Below are 17,853 nucleotides of genomic sequence, written 5' to 3'. Positions count from 1 at the left end.
ACCACACGCCGGGCATGGGTGCTCGTGCTCGTGTGCACCGCGTGGCAGGAGGGCTTGCGAGCGAGTCCGGGAAGATTGACCCCCCAGGCTCCCCGGGGCAGTCTGACCCGCTGTGGAAGAGACTTCGAACGAAGCCCCCGAGGCCCCCGAGCCGTCGCTGGACGTGATGCAATACGTCCACGCGGTCTGGCGCCGCAAGTGGCTCATCCTCGGCGTCATGGCCGCGGTGATGCTGATGGGCCTGTTCCACACCCTGCGCCAGCCCAGAATCTATACGGCCAGCACCTCGCTCATCATCGACGTCGCCGCGCCCCGGGTGCTCGACACCGAGGTGAAGGAGGTCATGGGCGACGAGCGCGGCAACTACTGGGCGAACAAGGAGTACTACCAGACCCAGAGCGAGGTCATCACCTCGCGCGCGGTGTCGTCGCGGGTGGTGGACCGGCTGGGCCTGCGCAACGACGCGGCCTTCCTCGGGGTGGCGGGCATCCAGGACGAGGAGGCGCGCAAGAAGGCCATGGCCGCGGCGGACCCGGTGGCCATGGTGCGCTCGCGCATCACCGTCATTCCCTCGGCCAACTCGCGCGTGGTGCGCATCGCCGTGGAGGACGTGGACCCCAAGCGCGCGGCGCTGCTGGCCAACGAGGTCGCGGACGCCTACATCGCGGAGAACCTGGCCCTCCGGCTGAAGACGACCGAGGGCGCCAGCGTCTGGCTCGAGGAGCGCATGGGCGAGCTGGGCTCTCGCGCCAGCACCAGCGAGCTGGACCTCTACAAGTTCAAGCGCGGCGCGGACGTGCTGTCGATGTCCGTGCCGGGCAAGGATGGGGAGCAGCAGCCGAGCACGGCGAAGCTGGCCTACGACAGCTTCATGACGGAGCTCATCGCCGTGCGCACGAGAATGGCGGCGGTGCAGGCGCGGGTGGACGCCATGCGCCAGCTGCGCAAGAGCGCGAGCCCCGACGCGGAGCACTGGGCCGAGGGCCTCTCCGCGGCCAACGAGGGGGCGCTGAGAGACCTGCGCGACAAGGTGCTGGAGCAGCGCACCCAGTGCGTGGAGCTGTCCGAGCGCTACCTGCCGGAGCACCCGAAGATGCAGGAGTGCCAGGGGAAGCTGGCCGTGTTGCAGCAGGAGCTGCGGCGCAGCCTGGAGAACCTGGTGAAGGGCGCGGAGACGGACCTGGCGGCGGTCAAGGCCAACGAGCGCACGCTGCTGGAGCGCGTGGAGCAGGCCAAGGCCGAGGCCTTCGCGCTGACGGAAAAGGAGATCGCCTACCAGAAGCTGCGGCGCGAGGCGGAGAACGACCAGCGGCTGTACGAGATGGTCCTCAAGCGCTTCAAGGAGCTGGAGCTGTCGGGCCAGTTGCGCACCAGCAACGTGCGCGTGCTGGACGCGGCGCTGCCCAACCCGGTGCCGGTGCGGCCCAACACCCGCAGCGCCGTCATGCTCTTCTTCCTGCTGGGGCTGATGGGCGGCGTGGCGGTGGCGCTGGGCCTGGAGCTGCTCGACGCGAGCGTGGCCAGCCGCGCGGACGTGGAGGAGCGGCTGGGGCTGGCCTTCATCGGCGCCATGCCGCCGCTCAAGCCCGATGATGGGGGACCGGCGGACCTGTACATCCACCGCCACCCGCGCTCGCAGGCGGCGGAGATGTGCCGGGCCATCCGCACCAACCTGCTCTTCATGTCGCCGGACAAGCCCTTCCGCACGGTGGTGGTGAGCTCGGCCGGGCCCTCCGAGGGCAAGTCCACCGTCGTCATCAACCTGGGCATGGTGATGGCGCAGACGGGCTCGCGCGTGCTGTTGATGGACACGGACATGCGCCGGCCGCGCCTGCACCGGGCCTTCGGCGTGCCCGACGACATGGGCGTCAGCTCGCTGGTGGTGGGCGAGGGCTCGCTGGAGGGCGCCATCAAGTCCACGGACGTGCCCAACCTCTTCGTGCTGCCCTGCGGGCCGCTGCCGCCCAACCCCGCCGAGCTGCTCCACACGCGCGCCTTCTCCGAGCTGCTCGGCAAGTTGCGCGAGCGCTTCGACTGCGTCCTGCTGGACAGCCCGCCGCTGGGGCCCGTGTCGGACGCGCTCGTTCTCTCCAAGCAGACGGACGGCATCCTGCTGGTGCTCAAGGCGGGCACCACCCAGCGCGAGCAGGCGAAGCGGGCCATCCGCTCGCTGCGCGACGTGAAGGCCCGTGTCATCGGCGCGCTGCTCAACCACGTGGACCTCAAGGGCGGCAGGTACGGGGCCGAGAGTTATGGCTATGGCTACCGGGGCTACGGCAACGAGCGGGACGAGCAGCGTTCCGTCTCCTGAGGACGCCCGGTGATGAAGGTCCTCCAGCTGGGCAAGTACTACGCGCCCTACCGGGGCGGCATGGAGACGCACCTGTCGGGGCTGTGCGAGGAGCTCAAGGGCCGCGTGCAGCTGGAGGTGCTCGTCTCCAACACGGAGCCGCGCACCGTGCGCGAGGTGGTGCACGGCGTGCCCGTCACCCGCTGCGCCGAGCTGGTGAAGGTGGCCTCCACCTCGCTCAACCCCACGCTGCCGCTGGAGCTGTCGCGGCGCCGGTACGAGCTGCTGCACATGCACTTCCCGCACCCCATGGCGGTGATGGGGTACCTGGGCAGTGTGCGGCCCCGGCGGCATGGGCTCGTCATCACCTACCACAGCGACGTGGTGCGCCAGAAAAGGCTGCTCAAGGTGTACGGGCCCTTCATGCAGCGGGCGCTGGCGCGCGCGGACGCCATCCTGGTGGGCTCGCCCAACTACGTGGAGACGTCCGAGGCGCTGCGGCCGCACCGGGACCGGTGCCACGTGGTGCCCTTCGGTATCGGCGTGTCGCGCTTCGTCCGCACGCCCGCGCGCGAGGCGGCGGCCGCGGCCGTGCGCGCCCGGTACGGTGGGGCTCCGCTGCTGATGGGGGTGGGGCGGCTCGTCTATTACAAGGGGTTCGACCACGCCATCCGCGCGCTGCGCGAGGTGGAGGGCGCGCACCTGTTGCTGGTGGGCGAGGGGCCGTTGCGCGCGGAGCTGGAGGCGCTGGCCCGTGCGTGCGGGGTGGCCGGGCGCGTGCACTTCCTCGGGAACCTGGGAGACGAGGAGCTGCTCGCGCTCTACTTCGCGTGTGATGCCTTCGTGTTGTCCTCCGTCACTCGCGCCGAGGCCTTCGCGCTGGTGCAGTTGGAGGCCCTGGCGTGTGGGCTGCCCGTCATCAACACCGCGCTGGACTCGGGGGTGCCCTTCGTCAGCCGTCACGAGGAGAGTGGCCTCACCGTGCCGCCGGGGGACGAGGCGGCGCTGGCCGCGGCCATGCGGCGGATGCTGGCGAACCCGGAGCAGCGGCGGGCCTGGGGCGAGGCGGGCCGCGCGCGCGTGCTGGCCGAGTTCACCCAGGCCCGCATGGGCGAGCGCGTGCTCGCCATCTACCGGGAGGTCCTGGACGCGCGGAGGGCGAGGGGATGATCGGCCTCGTCCTGACGCTCCTGTCCATCGCCGGGGCGTGGCTGGCCACGCGGCGGAGCCTCGGCCACGGGCTGGGCGCGGTGCTGCTGGTGGGCTACTTCTACGGCATCCTCCGGGCCCGCTTCCCGGATGGGTTCTCGCACTTCATGTTCGACGGTGCCGTGGTGGGCCTCTACGTGGCCATCCTCCTGCGCCGGAAGCGGAAGATGCGCTACGGCCATGATGGCCAGGTGCTGCGGCTCTGGGTGCGCGTGCTGATGGTGTGGCCGCTGTTCACCATGGTGTTGTCGCCGCTCTTCGACTCACAGCACTTCTTCATCCAGTTGGTGGGCCTGCGCGTGGCCATCCTGCTGCTGCCGTTGATCGCCATCGGCGCGCAGCTGACCGGGGAGGAGGTGGATTCCCTGGGCGATTGGGTGCTGGGGCTCAACCTCGTGGCCTTCCTCTTCGCGCTGCTGGAGTTGCGCCTGGGGGTGGAGGCGTTCTTCCCGCGCAACGCCGTCACCTATTTGATCTACATGTCCAATGACGTGGGCGCGGAGCGCGCGCTGCGCATCCCCGCCATCTTCAACACCGGGCACGCGTACGGGGGCACCATGCTGCTGTCGCTGCCGCTGCTGGTGCGCCGCTGGCAGCGCCGGCCCTCCAGCCGCGTCCTCACGGCGGTGGCGCTGGTGGCCAGCCTGCTGGGCATCTTCCTGTGCGCGGCGCGCAGCCCCGTGGTGCAACTCGTGGGCATCCTCGGGTTGGTGGTGCTCGTCGTGGGCCTGTCGTGGCGGATGCTGGCGAGCATCGGGGCGCTGGCGGTGGTGGTGGGCTTCGTCGTCCTGAGCAACCCCCGTTTCCAGCGCTTCCTCTCGCTGGAGGACACCGACTACGTCACCGAGCGCGTGTCCTGGAGCGTGAACACCAGCATGCTCGATGTCCTCACCCAGTACCCGCTGGGCAACGGGTTGGGCAGCGCGGGCGGGACGAGCATCCCCTTCTTCCTGATGGACCTCGCCAGACCCCAGCACGGCCTGGAGAACGAGTTCGGCCGCATCGCGATGGAGCAGGGCCTCATCGGGCTGGTGCTGTGGGGGCTCTTCCTCGGCTGGCTCTTCACGCGGTTGCCGCCGCGCCGCAAGGGCGGCTCATGGGTGGCCGAGCGGATGATGTGGGCCACGGTGCTGGTGATGTGGGGGACGGCCATCATCGGCACGGGCCTGCTTTCCTCCATCCCGGGCACCGCCCTGCTGCTGCTGTGGATGGGCATCGTCGTGGGCACCCGGCGCCCCGCGCCCGTGGCTCGTGCCGCCGTGGCCGTGAAGCCTTCGCCTCCTGCCCCGTCCAGCCAGATGGAGACGCAACACGCATGAGCTCGTCACGTCCCGAGCTGCTCACGCAGCAGATGCTCCGGGGGCTCGCCGCCTTCGCCGTGGTGCTCTACCACGCCAGTTTGACGAGCAGCGGCGTGCCGGGTGTGGGCTACCTGTTTCCCGAGTTCGTGAAGCAGGGCTACGCGGGCGTCGACGTCTTCTTCTGCCTCAGCGGCTTCATCATCTTCCACGCGCATCGGGAGGACCTGGGCCGGCGCCAGGCGTTGCCCCTCTTCCTCATGAAGCGCTTCGTGCGCATCTACCCCATCTACTGGGTGGTCACGATGCTGGTGCTCGCCACTGGCCTGTGGGTGCCGCGCGTGGTGGGCGGGGGACTGCCGGCTCCCGGCTACGTGCTCCAGTCGCTCCTGCTGATTCCCCAGGGACGGGAGCCTCTCGTGACCGTCGCCTGGACGCTCATCCACGAGCTCCGCTTCTACGTGCTCTTCTGTGTGGCGCTCCTGCTGCCGCCCCGGCTCTCCGCCCGGGCGGCGGTGGGCTTCTTCCTGCTCTCCCTGGGCACGCTCTGCCTCGACTCCCTGCGCCCCACGTTCTTCCAGCAGGTTCCCGGCGCCCGGCTCTTCCTCTTCCTCTTCCACCCCTCGAACCTGCACTTCACCCTCGGCGTGCTCGCGAGCTTCATCCTGTCGCGCGTGCGCACGTCCGCCCCGCTCGATGGGGCCGTGCTCGGGGGCGGGGTGCTGTCCATGACGGCCGCGGTCCTGCTCCATGACCGGCTGGCGCCGCCGGGCCTGAAGTACCACGCGGCCCTTTTCTACGCGGTTCCGTCCTTCCTGCTGGTGCTCGGCCTGGCGCTGGTGGAGCGGCGCTGGCGGCCCCGGATTCCGCGTCCGCTCGTCCAGTTGGGCAACGCCTCCTACTCGCTCTACCTGATTCACTGGCCCCTGCTGGTGTTGCTGGTGCCCGCCGTGTTCCAGGTCCTGGACACGACAGGAGCGCGGATGCTGGCGCTCTGGGGCCTCGTGGCGGTGGCGGTGGGGGCGGGTGTCGTGCTCTATGTCGCGGTGGAGCGTCCCCTGCTCGCCTTCATGCGCGGGCACTTGCTGCGATGGGTGCCTGGCAAGGCTCGGGTCCAGCCCGGCATCCAGCCGGGGCCGGTGCACCGGGGCGCGCGGCGGGCGGGGAGTCACTTCGGGATGTCTGGCATTGGAGGCGAGGTAGACGGTGGGGACGTGGCTGCTGGTGACTGGAGACGTGGGGCGGCGCGGGGCGATGGACCGCGCGCATCTGGCGCTGGCCGAGTACCTCTCCCTCCGGGGTGACGAGGTGCACGTGGTGGCCCACTCCGCCTCCGAGGAGCTCCTGGCGCTGGCGGGCACGCACTGGCATGCCGCCCCCAAGCCCGCGGGCTCGGTGGCCCTGGGTTCTCCCGTGCTGGACGCCGTCGGCCGCTATTGGGCCCGCCGCCTGAGCGCGCGAAGGGCCCGTGTGGTGGTGAATGGCGGCAACTGTCTCTGGGGCGACGTCAACTGGGTGCACTACGTCCACGCGGCGTACACGCCCGATTTCGAGGCCCGGGGCTGGCGCCCGTTCGCCCGGAGGCTCGTCCACGAGGGCTACCTGCGCGCCGAGCGCGCCGCCTTCTCCCGCGCGCGCCTCCTCATCGCCAACTCCCACCGGACGGCGGAGGACTTGCGGCGCCTGGGTGTACCGGCCGGACGCATCCGCGTCGTCTACTGTGGCATCGAGGGCGAGCGCTTCCGTCCTCCCTCCGCTTCCGAGCGCGAGGCGGTGCGCGCCGGGCAGGGCTGGCGTCCGGAGCAGCCGGTGGTGGCCTTCGTGGGGGCGCTGGGGGACAGGCGCAAGGGCTTCGACACCGTCTACAAGGCCTGGGCGGAGCTGCACCGGAGGGGCACCTGGGACGGCGTGTTGGTGGTGATGGGGAGCGGGGCGGAGCTGCCGGCCTGGCGCGAGCGGGCGCGCGCCGAGGGACTCTCCTCCATCCAGTTCCTCGGCTTCCGCACCGACGTGGCCCGTCTGCTGGCCGGGTGTGACGCACTGGTGGCGCCCACGCGTTACGAGTCCTATGGGCTGGGCGTCGTCGAGGCCCTGTGCACGGGCCTGCCCTCCTTCGTCAGCCGCGGTGCGGGCGTGGCCGAGCGCTACCCGCCCTCGTTGCGCCCGCTGCTGCTGGAGGACCCGGAAGATGCTCGCGCGCTGGCCGAGGCGCTCGCGGGCTGGGCTTCCCGGCGCGAGTCCGTCCGTGCCGAGCTGCCCGCCGTCTCCGAGCTGCTGCGCCGTGAGGATTGGCGGTACATGGCCGAGCGGTTCGTCTCCTGTGTCGAGAGGGTCCCCCTGGGAGGAGTCCCGTGAGCGCGTCCGTCTCCGCCGGCCCCCGCCGCCGGTTGGTGTTCATCTGCGAGAGCGGCACCGATGTGCGGCTGGTGACGGGGCTGAAGCAGCGCTTCGAGCTGACGCTGTTGCTGCGTCCCGCCTTCGGGCCGCGCACCATCAACTGGAAGGACGAGGGCCCCGAGCCGGTCCGCATCATCGAAGGCCCGGCCGGGCGTGTGGCCTTCGCCGCGTTCGTGGGGACATGGCTCGTGCGTCACCGCGCGGAGCTGGATGCGGTGCTGGCGCAGAACGCGGGCGTGGCCTCCCTGGCCGCCAATGCCTGCCGGGGCCTCACCCGGGTGCCCACCTTCATGCTCATCTGCAGTCCCAACATCGCCTACTTCCACTGCCGCTATGAGCGGGGGGAGCTGGGGCTTCCAGCCTACCTCGCCGGGCGCACGTTGTTGGAGGCGGCGCGCGCCGGCAACGCGCTGCTGGGCCACCGCTACCTCGTCCTCAGTGACTACCTGGGAGGCCAGGTGTCCTACGGGCGGAGGGAGAAGGTGCGCGTGGTGCCGCTGTACGGCGTGGACACCTCGCGCTTCCGGCCGGTGCCTCCCGAGGAGAAGCGGCGGCTGCGCGTGAAGCTCGGCCTGCCCGAGGAGGGCTTCCTCATCTTCTTCTCCAGCCGCGTGGCTCCGGAGAAGGACACCGAGTCCCTCCTGGATGCCTGCGCCCTGTTGAAGGTCTCGGGACGTTCCTTCTGGATGCTCAACCTGAGCGGTGGACACCAGCGGTTGAAGCAGCTCGCGCTCGAGCGGGGCCTGGGGGACCGCACCCTCACCCGTGACGCGGTGGACCCCGTGCACGAGCTGCCCGCGTACTACCAGGCCTCGGACGTGTGCGCGCAGGTGTCGTTGGAGGAGGGGCTCGGCTTCTCTCCGCTCGAGGCGCTGGCGTGTGAGGTGCCCGTGGTGGCCACCTCCGTGGGCGGGCTGCGGGAGACGATCCGCGATGGGGAGACGGGTCTCAGCGTTCCGGTGCGTGCCCCTCGCGCGCTCGCCGATGCCCTCGCCCGTGTCATGGACGAGTCCGAGCATTTCCTCGCCCTGGCCCGTCAGGGACGGAGGATGGTGCGGGAGCGTTTCGAGGCCTCGCGCTGCTTCGACGGCTTCGCCGCGCTGGTCGAGGAAGAGCTCTCCTCCCGGCGGTGAGTCCCTGCCCATACGCGGCGTACGGGAAATCCCTATCCCCCCTTCTTTGACAGGCATCTGTCCGCTTTCCTATACGGAGAGCGTCTTCATTCCCGAAAGGACTCGTCATGCGATTGCTGAATCTTGGCGCGAGTGTGCTCGCGCTCGTTGTGGTGGCTTGTGGTGGGGGAACCTTCACTGCGGAGCCGCAGGAGGCGGGCACGCTGCAACTGCCGCTGACCTCGACGTCCCCGAGCGGCACGGTGTACCGGCTGGTGGGCGCGGCGTTCAACATCACCGGGCCGCAGGCGGTCTCCGTCACGGACACGGCGGCGGACACGGTGCAGGTGCCGCTCCAGGCCGGCTCCTACACCATCCAGCTCGCCAGCGGCTGGACGATGGAGCGCGCGGATGCGCCCGGAACGGCCGTGCCGGCCACGCTGCTGTCTCCCAACCCCCTGACCTTCACCGTGAAGAAGGACGTACCCACCCAGGTGCGCTTCATGTTCAAGCTCCCCGGGGATGGCACCGCGGACGTGGGCATCCACGTGGACAGCGGCGGGTGGGTCGCCGGGACCATCCATGTCGAGGTGAGCGATAGCTCGGGGCCCGACGTGGACCCCTACGGCGAACTGGTGGGCAAGGACGTGCCCTTCCTCATCAGCTTCGAGTCGTTCACGACCGGCCGGGATGGTTTTGGGGTGACGACCGTGCACACCAGCCCCGTCACCGTCCAGTTCGGAGGGGTTCCTTCCGAGCAGCTGGAGCGCGTCGCCGCGTCCCTGGAGGGCTCGATGTTCTCCTTCACCTTGCTGCGGTCTGGGAGTGGCATGGTGGATTTCGGCGGTGGGCGCATCGAGAACCTTGGGGCCGACATCCGGCTCGAGCTGTACCCGGGCTCGCTCCCCTTCACGGGGCTGCTGGACGCCGAGGGCTATCCTCTCTTCCGGCCCTTCGAGACCGAGAGCCCCATGAATCTCTGGGATGCCTCCATCGGCTTCGCGGGCACGTCGGACGTGAACGCCGCTCCCTGAAACTCCTCGCGATTCGCGGTGTCCTCCGGCCGGAGTCAACGGCTGGAGGACAGCTGTCCGGTGAGTCCATACCCATACGCGGCGTATGGGAAATCCCTCTCATTTGACAGGAATCTGTCAAAATCTCTATACGGTGCGCGCTTCATTCCCGAAAGGACTTGACGTGCGACTGCTGAATCTCGGCGCGTGTGTGCTCGCGCTCGTTGTGGTGGCTTGTGGGGGGGAAACCGTCACGGTGGATCCGCAGGAGGCGGGCACGTTGCAGATGCCGCTGAGCTCGACGGCCGCGGACGGCAAGGTGTACCGGCTGGTGGGCGCGACGTTCAACATCACCGGGACGCAGACGGTCACCGTCACGGACACGGCGGCGGACACGGTGCAGGTGACGCTCCAGACCGGTGGCTACAGCATCGAGCTCGCCAGCGGCTGGACGATGGAGCGCGCGGATGCGCCCGGAACGCCCGTGCCGGCCACGCTGCTGTCTCCCAACCCCCTGCCGTTCTTCGTGAAGAAGGGCGAGACGACCCAGGTGCGCTTCCTGTTCAAGCTCCCTGGCGATGGCACCGCGGACGTGGGCATCCACGTGGACAGCGGTGGGTGGTTCGCCGGAACCCTCCAGTTCGACTCGCTCGATGGCGACTATGGCCCGATGAACCCCTACTACGAGCTGGTGGGCACGAGCGTGCCCTTCGTCATCAGCTTCGAGTCCTTCACGGTCACCCGGGATAGCTGGGACAGGATGTCCCATATGGAGACCGGCCCCGTCACCATCCAGTTCGGGGGGGCTCCTTCCGAGCAGCTGCAGCGCGTCGCCGCGAACCTGAAGGGCAAGCCGTTCTTCTTCAGCCTGCGTGCGGAACCGACCGGCAGGCTCTTCTTCTACGGCTCGTCCCTCTACAGCCCCGAGGGTGACCTCCATCTCGAGATCCTCTCGAGCTTCGAGAGCTTCCCGGGAGTGGTGGACGGCGATGGCTACCCCGTCTTCGAGCCCTTCGCGTTCGAGGCTGGCGCGCGCATCCGGGGCTCCTCCAGCGGCGTGTGGGCCCTGGCGGACGTGGATGTCTCGCCCTGAGTGTTCCTGACGGCGCCCGTCTTCGCGCCGCCGTGTCGCACCCCGCGGCGTCTTCTGGCCGGAGTCAACGGCTGGAGGACGCCGCGAGCCGTTGGTAGGTGTCGAGGATGGTGCGCGCGTGGTTCGTCCAGGAGTAGCCGCGCCCACGGGCGATGCGCTGGCTCCGGGCCGCGCCGGGCTCCGGTGACTCCACCAGCCCGTGCACCGCCTCCGTCCAGGCGCCCACGTCTCCCACGGGCGCGTAGCGGATGGCGTCTCCGCCCACCTCGCGCAGCACGGGCAGATCGCTCGCCACCACGGGCGTCCCGCAGGCCATGGCCTCGATGACGGGGAGTCCGAAGCCCTCGGCCTCGCTCGTCACCAGCACCGCCCGCGCCTTCCGGTACAGCCCCGCGAGGGTCGCTCTGTCCAGCTTCGGAGGTTGGAGCAACGCGTCCCCGATGCCGAGCCGCGCCACCTGGGCCCGTCGCGCGTCGCTGAGCTCCGCCCCCTGCTGCACCAGGCGCAGCTCCGGGTGCCGGCGGCGCAGTGCGGCGAAAACATCGAAGAGCACGTCCAGGCGCTTGCGCGGAATCCCACTGCCCACGTGCAACACGTAGGGGCGGCCGCCGAGTGGACGCAGCACCTCGTCGCTGGTGTCTCCGGGGAGCGGCTCGGGCCCGTATTCGGACGAGACGCCCAGCGGGGCGTGCACCAGCCGCTCCGGAGGCACCACGCAGTGGCGGAGCAATTCGTCGCGCACCGCGAGGGTGCTGTGGAACACCACCGCCGCCCGTTGCAGCCCCTTCAGCGCGGCCCACGCCATGGCCCGGAACCACGCCGGCCGTGGCTCCCTCCATGGCTCCAGGATGCTGCGGAAGGCATCCAGGTCATGGCAGTACACGCCCGCGCGCCCGGGCGGCAGCGTGTGCACGAGCTGCGCGTACGTGTGATCCACCACGTGCCAGGCGTCCTGGCCACGCGTGCGCAACGCCACCCGGGCCGGGTAGGTGAGGAAGCGCGTCAGCACCCGGTCCACGTTGAGTGCGTCCCGGCGCTCGCGCAGCACGGGCAGCCGCCGCGCCACGGGCACCAGCTTGGGCCGCACCGACGTCACCCACACCCTGTCCGCCAACGGGCCGTGGAACTGCTCGTGCAGCGCCTCGCCCGCGAGGTCCATGCTCGGCCAGCCCTCGTCGAGCGGGTCCATCAGCAACGCCAGACGCAAGGGACTGCTGGTGTCGCTCATGTGTCCTCCACCCCGCGAGCGCGGACGCGGTTCCACAGCACGTCCAGCGTATGCGCGAGCGAGAAGTTCTCCACGTAGAAATCGGCCGCGCGCCGGCCCAGGGCGGGCCAGGAGCCGGGAGTTGACAGCAGGGCTTCGGCCGTCTCGAGGACGGAGGCGGCCGTGGGCTCGGGCGCCAGGGCGAGCGCGCCGGAGTCCCGCCAGGGCGCTTCGGTGGCTGGGCCCGCGTTGGACACCAGCGGCACGCCCAGCCCCAACCCGGCCATGGCGCTGCCCCGGCGCGTGCTGAGCCCATCGGGGAAGGGCTGCACGAGCACGTCGCAGGCCTTCAACGTGGCGGCGAGCTCGTCCCCGGGCAGGCCTCCCAGTGCCTGCACGCGTCCGGCGAGCGCCGGGTGGCGGCCGGTGAGTTGCGTGGCGAAGTGCGTGCTGCCCCGGCCCGCCAGTACCACCCGGCGGCGTGCGTCCTGGTGGAGCAGCGCGGGCAGGACCTCCTCCATCAGGCCCGTGATGAGCGCTCCATACGTCCCCAGGTGGCCGATGAGCACCGTGTCCGGGCGGGGGCGTAACGCGGCGCGGCGGGACTCCACCGCGCTCAGGGAGGGTTGTGTGGGCAGGTTGCTCGGCACGGGCAGCCATTCAATGGGCACGCGGCGAGGGGGGGCGTGGAGGAGCCTGTTCCACCACGGCGTGGAGACGAAGACGCGGTCCGCCCGTGCCAGGACGATCGCCGCCATGGCCCGGGTGACGGCACCCAGCACGTTGTGGCGCCACGGCAGCTTCCAGCCCCAGGGGAAGCAGACCTCATGGAAGAACATCCACACCTCGTCCTCCCGGCGCCGCGCGAGCCACAACGCGAAGGGGACGTTCATCGCCTTGTAGCCGAAGGCGTGGGGCACGTACTGCACCACCAGCCGTTTCGGACCAGGCAGCCCCTCCAGCTCCTGCTCCAGCCGCTTCAGGCCGCGCACCCCGTAGCCCTCGGGCAGCCGGTGCACGGTGACGCCCTCGGGGGCCAGCGTCTCCCGTGGGTCGCCCGGGGCCCAGACATGGACGGCACAGCCCTCGCGCGCGAGCCCCTCGGCCACCTGCCACGTGTAGTCGCTCACCCCGCCGGGCCGTGGGGGGAACTCGCCGGTGAGCAGGTGCCAGGAGACGCCGAGCGCGTCCGCGTACCGTCCACTCATGCCCGCCCTCCCAGCACCCGCGCGTAGACGTCCTGGACCTGGGCGGCGTAGCGCTCGCGGGTGAAGCGTGCGAGCACCGAACGCCGTGCTTCCTGTCCCAGCCGCGCGCGCAGCTCCGGCTCGCGGACGAGCCGTGCCATCGCTCCGGCGAGTCCCTCCACGTCCCCGGGGGTGAAGGCCAGGGCGTCATGTCCGGGGCGCACGAGCTCCGCGGCTCCGCCCGCCGCGGACACCACCACCGCCCGGGCGCAGGACATGGCCTCGACGATGGTCATCCCGAAGGGCTCCGGCCGTGTGCTGGCGTGCACCACCCCGTCGAGCGCCCGGTAGATGGGGGCGGGCTCGGACTGGAAGGGGATGAATCCCACGTGCGCCTCCAGGCCCAGCGCGTGCGCGGTGGCGCGCAACTCCGCCTCCGCGTACTGCGAGCCGGGCGTGCGGTACACGGGGCTGCCCACCACGTAGAAGCGCACCGCGTGCGAGGGGTGCAGGGCCCGCAGGCGCGCCGCCGCCTGGAGGAACACCTCCTGTCCCTTCCAGCGCGCGTAGGTGGCCACCAGGCCGAGCCGCACCGTGCCCTCGGGTGCTGGGGGCAGGCCCGCGAGCGTGTCGAGCCATCCACCGCCGGCGGGGCCGGGCGAGAAGCGCTCCGTGTCCACGCCGTTGTGCACCGGGTGCACGGGGACGCGGCCGAGCACGTGCCGGGCGTCCTCCGCCACCGCCGCCGAGTTGGCGATGGCCGCCGCCGCGCGCACCCCGGCCAGACGCAGCACGCGCCGCAGCAGGGGCCGCTCGCCGAGGAAGTCATGGAGGTGCCACACCACGGGGGCGCCCGGGGCGCAGAGGGCGGAGAGCAGGTGCGTCTTGAGGCCGTTGGAGTGGACGAGGGTGGGGCGGAAGCGCCACAGGGCACGTTGCAGGGCGAGCAGGTGGGCCGCCGCGGCCGGAGTGGCGCGGGCCAGGGTGGTGCCGAAGCGCAGGTAGCGCCCGGCTCCCGCGCCGCGCAGTTGCGAGTCCCCCAACGAGGCGAGCGCGGCGGACAGGGGCAGGGCGAGCGTTTCCACACCCAGGGCCCGGGCCTGCTCCGTCAGCGGCCCCTCGGCTCCGGCGATGAGGCCGAGCCAGGGCGCCTCGGGTGCACGGCGCAGACAGTCCAGCAGGTCCAGGAGCGTCCGCTCCGCTCCACCCACCACCCCCACCGGACTGAGGAAGAGCAACCGCACCCGGCGGAACCCACCAGAGGTGGACCGGCCAGGTCAAGGCGCCGATTCGTCCATGCCGGGTGGGGAACAGGCCCGGGGTACCGCCTGGCCGCCCGGGAGGCGGGGGCTCCGGCGTCATTCCAGACGGAGTGGGCGCACTCCCGCGCGGGCGATGGCAGGATGGGGCGTCCTTCTGGGGCGTCCTTCTTATGAGCCGAACACGCCGCTATCTCCGTGGCATGGGGGTGGGTTACGCCTACCAGCTCCTCACCATGGGGGTCGGGCTCTTCCTGACCCGATTCCTGCTGGAGCGCCTCGGCTCCGAGCAGTACGGCCTGTGGCTCGTCGGCTTCCAGTTGCTCAACTGGCTGTTGCTGCTGGACGTGGGCGTCATCGCCCTGGTGCCCCGGGAGGTCGCCAGCGCCACGGGCCGCGCGGACGGCCCCGAGGCCACGCCGCGTCTGGTGGGCTTCACCCTGCGGCTGGCGCTGATGCAGTCGCTGCTCGTCGGAGCGGCGGCGCTCGGCCTGTGGTTGCTCCTGCCCGCGGACTGGGAGGCCTTGCGCCCGGCCCTGGGTCCCACGCTGTTCGCGTTCGTCCTCCTGTATCCCCTGCGCATGCTGTCCGCGCTCATCGAGGGCCTGCAGGACCTGGCCTGGCTCTCCGTCGCGCAGATGGTGGGCTGGATGGTGGGCACGGGCACCACGGTGGGGCTGGTGCTGCTCGGCCATGGCGTGGTGTCGCTCGCGTGGGGGTGGATCGTCCAGCAACTGCTCCAGGCGGCGCTGGCGGGCGTGCGGCTCGTGTGGCGCCACCGGCACGTGCTGCCCCGGCGGCTGCCCCGGCTCAAGCGCTCCGAAGTGCTCGGCTGGTTGCGCCGGGGCGCGTGGGTCACCGTCAACCAGCTGGCCACCGTGCTCCTCACCGGCACGGACCTGCTGCTGGTGGGCAAGCTGCTCGGCCCCGAGGCCACCGTCGCCTACGCGTGCACGTCCAAGGCGGTGTCCATCCTCATCCACCAGCCGCGCATGCTCGTGAACGCCGCGCTGCCCGGCCTCAGCCAGATGCGGACGGGCGAGTCCCGCGAGCGCCTGTTGCAGGTGTGCACCAGCCTCGTGCAGGCCTCGCTGCTCATCAGTGGCCTGCTCACCACCGGCGTGGTGGCCGCCAATGGCGCCTTCGTGGGCTGGTGGGTGGGCCCGGACAAGTACCTGGGGCTCGGCGTCTCCGGGCTCATCGCCCTCAACATGCTGCTGCGTCACTGGAGCGGCGCCACCGCCATGGCCACCTTCGCCTTCGGGGACGAGCGCCGCATCGCCCTCACCTCGTTGGCGGATGGGGTGGTGGCCCTCGCGGTGGGCTCGGTGGGCCTGTGGTTCCTCGGCTTCATCGGCGCGCCGCTCGGGACGCTCGCGGGCCTGGTGCTGGTGAGCCTCCCGGGCCACCTGCGCGCGCTCGCGCGTCACTCCGGTGTTTCCCCGAGACAGATGCTCCGGCCGCTCTTCCCCTGGTTCTGGCGCACCGGGGTGACGCTGGTGCTCGCCACGCTGTTGTCGCTCGCGTGGGCCCCGGGGCACCTGGTGGGCTTCCTCACGGTGGGTATCGGCTCCGCGCTGCTGTACGGGTTCCTGGTGGGCCCCGTGGCCTTCGTCGCGCCGCTGGAGTCCTACGTGCGGCCCCGGTGGAACGCGCTCACCGCGCGCCTGTCTCCCTCCAAACCCCCCGGGACGGTATGAGCCACGGCCTGCGCCTCCTCCTCGTCGCGCGGCACCGCGCCGTGGTGGGCGGAGTGGAGTCCCACCTGCGCACGCTGCTGCCGCTCCTCCAGGCCCGGGGGCACTCCGTCGCGCTCCTCGTCGAGCACGACGCCGCTCCCGGGCAGGCGCGCCTCGACGAGGGGCTCGGCATTCCCGTGTGGAGACCCGCCGCGCTCGGACGCCAGGGGGCGCTCGAGGCCGTGGCGGCGTGGCGGCCCGAGCGCGTCTACCAGCACGGCGTGCAGGATCTCCGCCTGGAGGAGGCGCTGTTGGAGCGCTACCCGGCGCTGCTCTTCCTCCATGCCTATTACGGCACGTGCATCAGCGGGATGAAGCGCCATGCCTTCCCCCGGCCCGTGCCCTGCCAGCGCGTGCTCGGCCCCGGGTGCCTCGTGCACTACCTGCCGCGCCGCTGTGGGGGACGCAGCCCGCTCACCGCCTTGCGCGAGTACCGCTACCAGCAGCGCCGCCTCGCGCTCGCCCGCCGCTACGGCACGGTGCTGGTGGGCAGCCGGGCCATGCGCGAGGAGTACCTGCGGCATGGGCTCTCCTCCTCACAGGTGGTGTGTGTGCCACTCTTCGGAGATGGGGCGCCGGACCCCGAGCCTCCCGCGCCACGGCCTCCATCCGGCCAGGTATTGATGGTGGGGCGGCTCACGGAGCTGAAGGGCGGGGTGGAGCTGGTGCGCGCGCTGCCCGGGGCCCGTGAGGCGCTGGGCCGCGAGCTGGAGCTGGTGGTGGCCGGAGATGGACCGGAGCGCCCGCGCATGGAGTCGGAGGCGGCGGCGCGGCGCGTGCCGGTGCGCTTCGTGGGCTGGGTGGACCGGGCGGAGCGGGAGGCGTTGATGCGGCGGGCGGACCTGCTCGCGGTGCCCAGCGTCTGGCCCGAGCCCTTCGGCATGGTGGGCGTGGAGGCGGGCGGCGTGGGCCTGCCCTCGGTGGCCTTCGCGGTGGGTGGCATCCCCGACTGGTGCGAGCCGGGCGTGTCCGGTGAGCTGGCGCCGGGAAACCCGCCCACGTCCGAGGGCCTCGCGGGTGCCATCGTCCGGGCGCTCGCCGACGCGGGCCATCATGCACGGCTGCGCGAGGGGGCTTGGCACATGTCCCGGCGCTTCGACGCCGGCGCCCACGTGGACGCGCTGTGCGAGCGCCTCAAGGCACCCGGGCAGTGACGAGCATCTGGGTGCACAGCCGCTCGCGCGCGGCGGGGCCCAGGCGCCGCAACCCCTTGTCGAGCGCGAGGTACACCCGCCCCAGCGCTGGCCGCGAGGGCAGCAGGCGCACCCCGGCGTGTCCCGAGAGGAAGGGCGTCACCGACAGCTCGATGTCCACCTGGGTGAAGCCGGCCGCGCGGCACAGCCGCTCCAGCTCCTCGGCCGTGTAGAGGAAGAGGTGTCCGTCCGCGTCGGGCCTGAACTGCTGGGATTCGAGTGCGGTGAAGTCCTCCACCTGCGAGTGCGTGGGCAGCTTCGAGCGGAAGTACGCGCCGTTGGGCGTCGTCAGCATCAGCGTACCCCCGGGCTTCAGGAAGCGGCGCAGGTGGGCGAGCATCCGGTCTCCATGGGCCACGTGCTCGATGACCTCGCACGCCAGCACCAGGTCGAACGTGCCCAGCCGCTCCGGGTCGAGCGCGAAGAAGTCACCGGCCTCCCAGCGCAGCCGATCCCCGGTGGTCCACGCGCCAAAGAGCTCCCGCGTGGGTTGCAGGTCATTGGCGACGACTTCCCGCCCCTCCTCGTACAGGCACGCCGCGGTGAAGCCGCCACCGGTGGCGATCTCCAGCACGCGCTCCGGCCGCAGCGAGCGCGCCTTGCGCAGCGTGTCCAGCACGCGGTAGCGGCCATAGGCCTCGTACGAGGGAGGCCAGGCCGGGTGGTGTTGCCACGCGTCGTCCCGCACCACGGGATGGTCCGGGCTCGTGCGCCCCAGGGCCGAGAACCCCCGCGCGCACACCTCCAGGTATACGCGCTCGAACTCCCGCGTCAGCACGCCCAGCAGGTGGTCTCGTGACGTCGACGTCGCCATGGGGCGTGACCATAACGGCTCCGGCACCCGCCGAGGAGCCAT

General features: G+C 71.3%; 14 protein-coding genes. 10 read left to right on the top strand and 4 right to left on the bottom strand.

Going from position 1 to position 17,853, the window contains the following annotated elements:
* The first annotated feature begins 112 nt into the window (after positions 1-112).
* The 8 genes from BO221_RS24355 (at position 113) to BO221_RS24320 (ending at position 10,412) form a co-directional block, all read left to right on the top strand.
* A complete protein-coding gene (locus BO221_RS24355) occupies positions 113-2,311 on the top strand; it encodes a GumC family protein (protein ID WP_369865497.1) in 2,199 nt (732 codons plus the stop codon).
* A gap of 12 nt (positions 2,312-2,323) precedes the next feature.
* Entirely contained in the window at positions 2,324-3,460 is a 1,137-nt protein-coding gene (locus BO221_RS24350; protein ID WP_073562903.1) for a glycosyltransferase, read from the top strand.
* Positions 3,457-4,818, top strand: a complete 1,362-nt coding sequence (locus tag BO221_RS54950; RefSeq protein ID WP_073562902.1) for an O-antigen ligase — start codon at positions 3,457-3,459, stop codon at positions 4,816-4,818. The genes BO221_RS24350 and BO221_RS54950 overlap by 4 nt, the downstream gene beginning before the upstream one ends.
* Positions 4,815-6,101: an acyltransferase gene (locus BO221_RS24340; RefSeq protein ID WP_073562901.1), complete on the top strand. Its 1,287-nt coding sequence runs from the start codon at positions 4,815-4,817 to the stop codon at positions 6,099-6,101. The genes BO221_RS54950 and BO221_RS24340 overlap by 4 nt, the downstream gene beginning before the upstream one ends.
* Entirely contained in the window at positions 6,052-7,152 is a 1,101-nt protein-coding gene (locus BO221_RS24335) for a glycosyltransferase family 4 protein (protein ID WP_073562900.1), read from the top strand. Before BO221_RS24340 ends, BO221_RS24335 begins: the two co-directional genes overlap by 50 nt.
* The gene (locus BO221_RS24330) at positions 7,149-8,327 is read left to right on the top strand and encodes a glycosyltransferase family 4 protein (protein WP_073562899.1); all 1,179 of its coding nucleotides are present in this window, start codon (positions 7,149-7,151) and stop codon (positions 8,325-8,327) included. Before BO221_RS24335 ends, BO221_RS24330 begins: the two co-directional genes overlap by 4 nt.
* A gap of 107 nt (positions 8,328-8,434) precedes the next feature.
* The gene (locus BO221_RS24325) at positions 8,435-9,340 is read left to right on the top strand and encodes a hypothetical protein (RefSeq protein ID WP_143195654.1); all 906 of its coding nucleotides are present in this window, start codon (positions 8,435-8,437) and stop codon (positions 9,338-9,340) included.
* 163 nt (positions 9,341-9,503) lie between these two features.
* On the top strand, positions 9,504-10,412 hold the full coding sequence (locus BO221_RS24320; RefSeq protein WP_143195653.1) for a hypothetical protein: 909 nt from the start codon (positions 9,504-9,506) through the stop codon (positions 10,410-10,412).
* Between the two features lie 64 nt (positions 10,413-10,476).
* On the opposite strand, the gene BO221_RS24315 is transcribed toward BO221_RS24320, so the two are convergent.
* Genes BO221_RS24315 through BO221_RS24305 form a run of 3 tightly spaced genes read right to left on the bottom strand, consistent with a single transcriptional unit; the run spans position 10,477 to position 14,050 of the window.
* On the bottom strand, positions 10,477-11,640 hold the full coding sequence (locus tag BO221_RS24315) for a glycosyltransferase family 1 protein (RefSeq protein WP_073562896.1): 1,164 nt from the start codon (positions 11,638-11,640) through the stop codon (positions 10,477-10,479).
* Positions 11,637-12,827, bottom strand: coding sequence for a glycosyltransferase family 4 protein (locus BO221_RS24310; protein WP_073562895.1), 1,191 nt, complete (start codon positions 12,825-12,827; stop codon positions 11,637-11,639). The genes BO221_RS24315 and BO221_RS24310 overlap by 4 nt, the downstream gene beginning before the upstream one ends.
* Positions 12,824-14,050 (bottom strand): glycosyltransferase family 4 protein, encoded by a 1,227-nt coding sequence (locus BO221_RS24305; protein WP_073562894.1) that lies wholly within the window; start codon positions 14,048-14,050, stop codon positions 12,824-12,826. Before BO221_RS24305 ends, BO221_RS24310 begins: the two co-directional genes overlap by 4 nt.
* A 188-nt stretch (positions 14,051-14,238) precedes the next feature.
* Between BO221_RS24305 and BO221_RS24300 the strand changes: the two genes are divergently transcribed.
* Together BO221_RS24300 and BO221_RS24295 are read left to right on the top strand one after the other, a co-directional pair.
* On the top strand, positions 14,239-15,765 hold the full coding sequence (locus tag BO221_RS24300; RefSeq protein ID WP_083681320.1) for a lipopolysaccharide biosynthesis protein: 1,527 nt from the start codon (positions 14,239-14,241) through the stop codon (positions 15,763-15,765).
* On the top strand, positions 15,762-16,958 hold the full coding sequence (locus BO221_RS24295) for a glycosyltransferase family 4 protein (RefSeq protein ID WP_073562892.1): 1,197 nt from the start codon (positions 15,762-15,764) through the stop codon (positions 16,956-16,958). The genes BO221_RS24300 and BO221_RS24295 overlap by 4 nt, the downstream gene beginning before the upstream one ends.
* On the opposite strand, the gene BO221_RS24290 is transcribed toward BO221_RS24295, so the two are convergent.
* On the bottom strand, positions 16,939-17,811 hold the full coding sequence (locus tag BO221_RS24290) for a bifunctional 2-polyprenyl-6-hydroxyphenol methylase/3-demethylubiquinol 3-O-methyltransferase UbiG (RefSeq protein ID WP_073562891.1): 873 nt from the start codon (positions 17,809-17,811) through the stop codon (positions 16,939-16,941). The two genes, BO221_RS24295 and BO221_RS24290, sit on opposite strands and share 20 nt — an antisense overlap.
* Positions 17,812-17,853 lie beyond the last annotated feature (42 nt).

Origin of the sequence: Archangium sp. Cb G35 (genome assembly GCF_001896145.1) — a bacterium.
Lineage (GTDB): Bacteria > Myxococcota > Myxococcia > Myxococcales > Myxococcaceae > Archangium > Archangium violaceum.
This window is presented reverse-complemented; position numbering and strand designations above follow the sequence as displayed.

What these genes read in the sequence shown, in the direction of transcription:
- BO221_RS24295 (WP_073562892.1), top strand. Translation starts at nt 15,762, where the DNA reads ATGAGCCACGGCCTGCGCCTCCTCCTCGTCGCGCGGCACCGCGCCGTG.
- BO221_RS24310 (WP_073562895.1), bottom strand. Translation starts at nt 12,827, where the DNA reads ATGAGTGGACGGTACGCGGACGCGCTCGGCGTCTCCTGGCACCTGCTC.
- BO221_RS24325 (WP_143195654.1), top strand. Translation starts at nt 8,435, where the DNA reads ATGCGATTGCTGAATCTTGGCGCGAGTGTGCTCGCGCTCGTTGTGGTG.
- BO221_RS24315 (WP_073562896.1), bottom strand. Translation starts at nt 11,640, where the DNA reads ATGAGCGACACCAGCAGTCCCTTGCGTCTGGCGTTGCTGATGGACCCG.
- BO221_RS54950 (WP_073562902.1), top strand. Translation starts at nt 3,457, where the DNA reads ATGATCGGCCTCGTCCTGACGCTCCTGTCCATCGCCGGGGCGTGGCTG.
- BO221_RS24335 (WP_073562900.1), top strand. Translation starts at nt 6,052, where the DNA reads ATGGACCGCGCGCATCTGGCGCTGGCCGAGTACCTCTCCCTCCGGGGT.
- BO221_RS24290 (WP_073562891.1), bottom strand. Translation starts at nt 17,811, where the DNA reads ATGGCGACGTCGACGTCACGAGACCACCTGCTGGGCGTGCTGACGCGG.
- BO221_RS24340 (WP_073562901.1), top strand. Translation starts at nt 4,815, where the DNA reads ATGAGCTCGTCACGTCCCGAGCTGCTCACGCAGCAGATGCTCCGGGGG.
- BO221_RS24300 (WP_083681320.1), top strand. Translation starts at nt 14,239, where the DNA reads ATGAGCCGAACACGCCGCTATCTCCGTGGCATGGGGGTGGGTTACGCC.
- BO221_RS24350 (WP_073562903.1), top strand. Translation starts at nt 2,324, where the DNA reads ATGAAGGTCCTCCAGCTGGGCAAGTACTACGCGCCCTACCGGGGCGGC.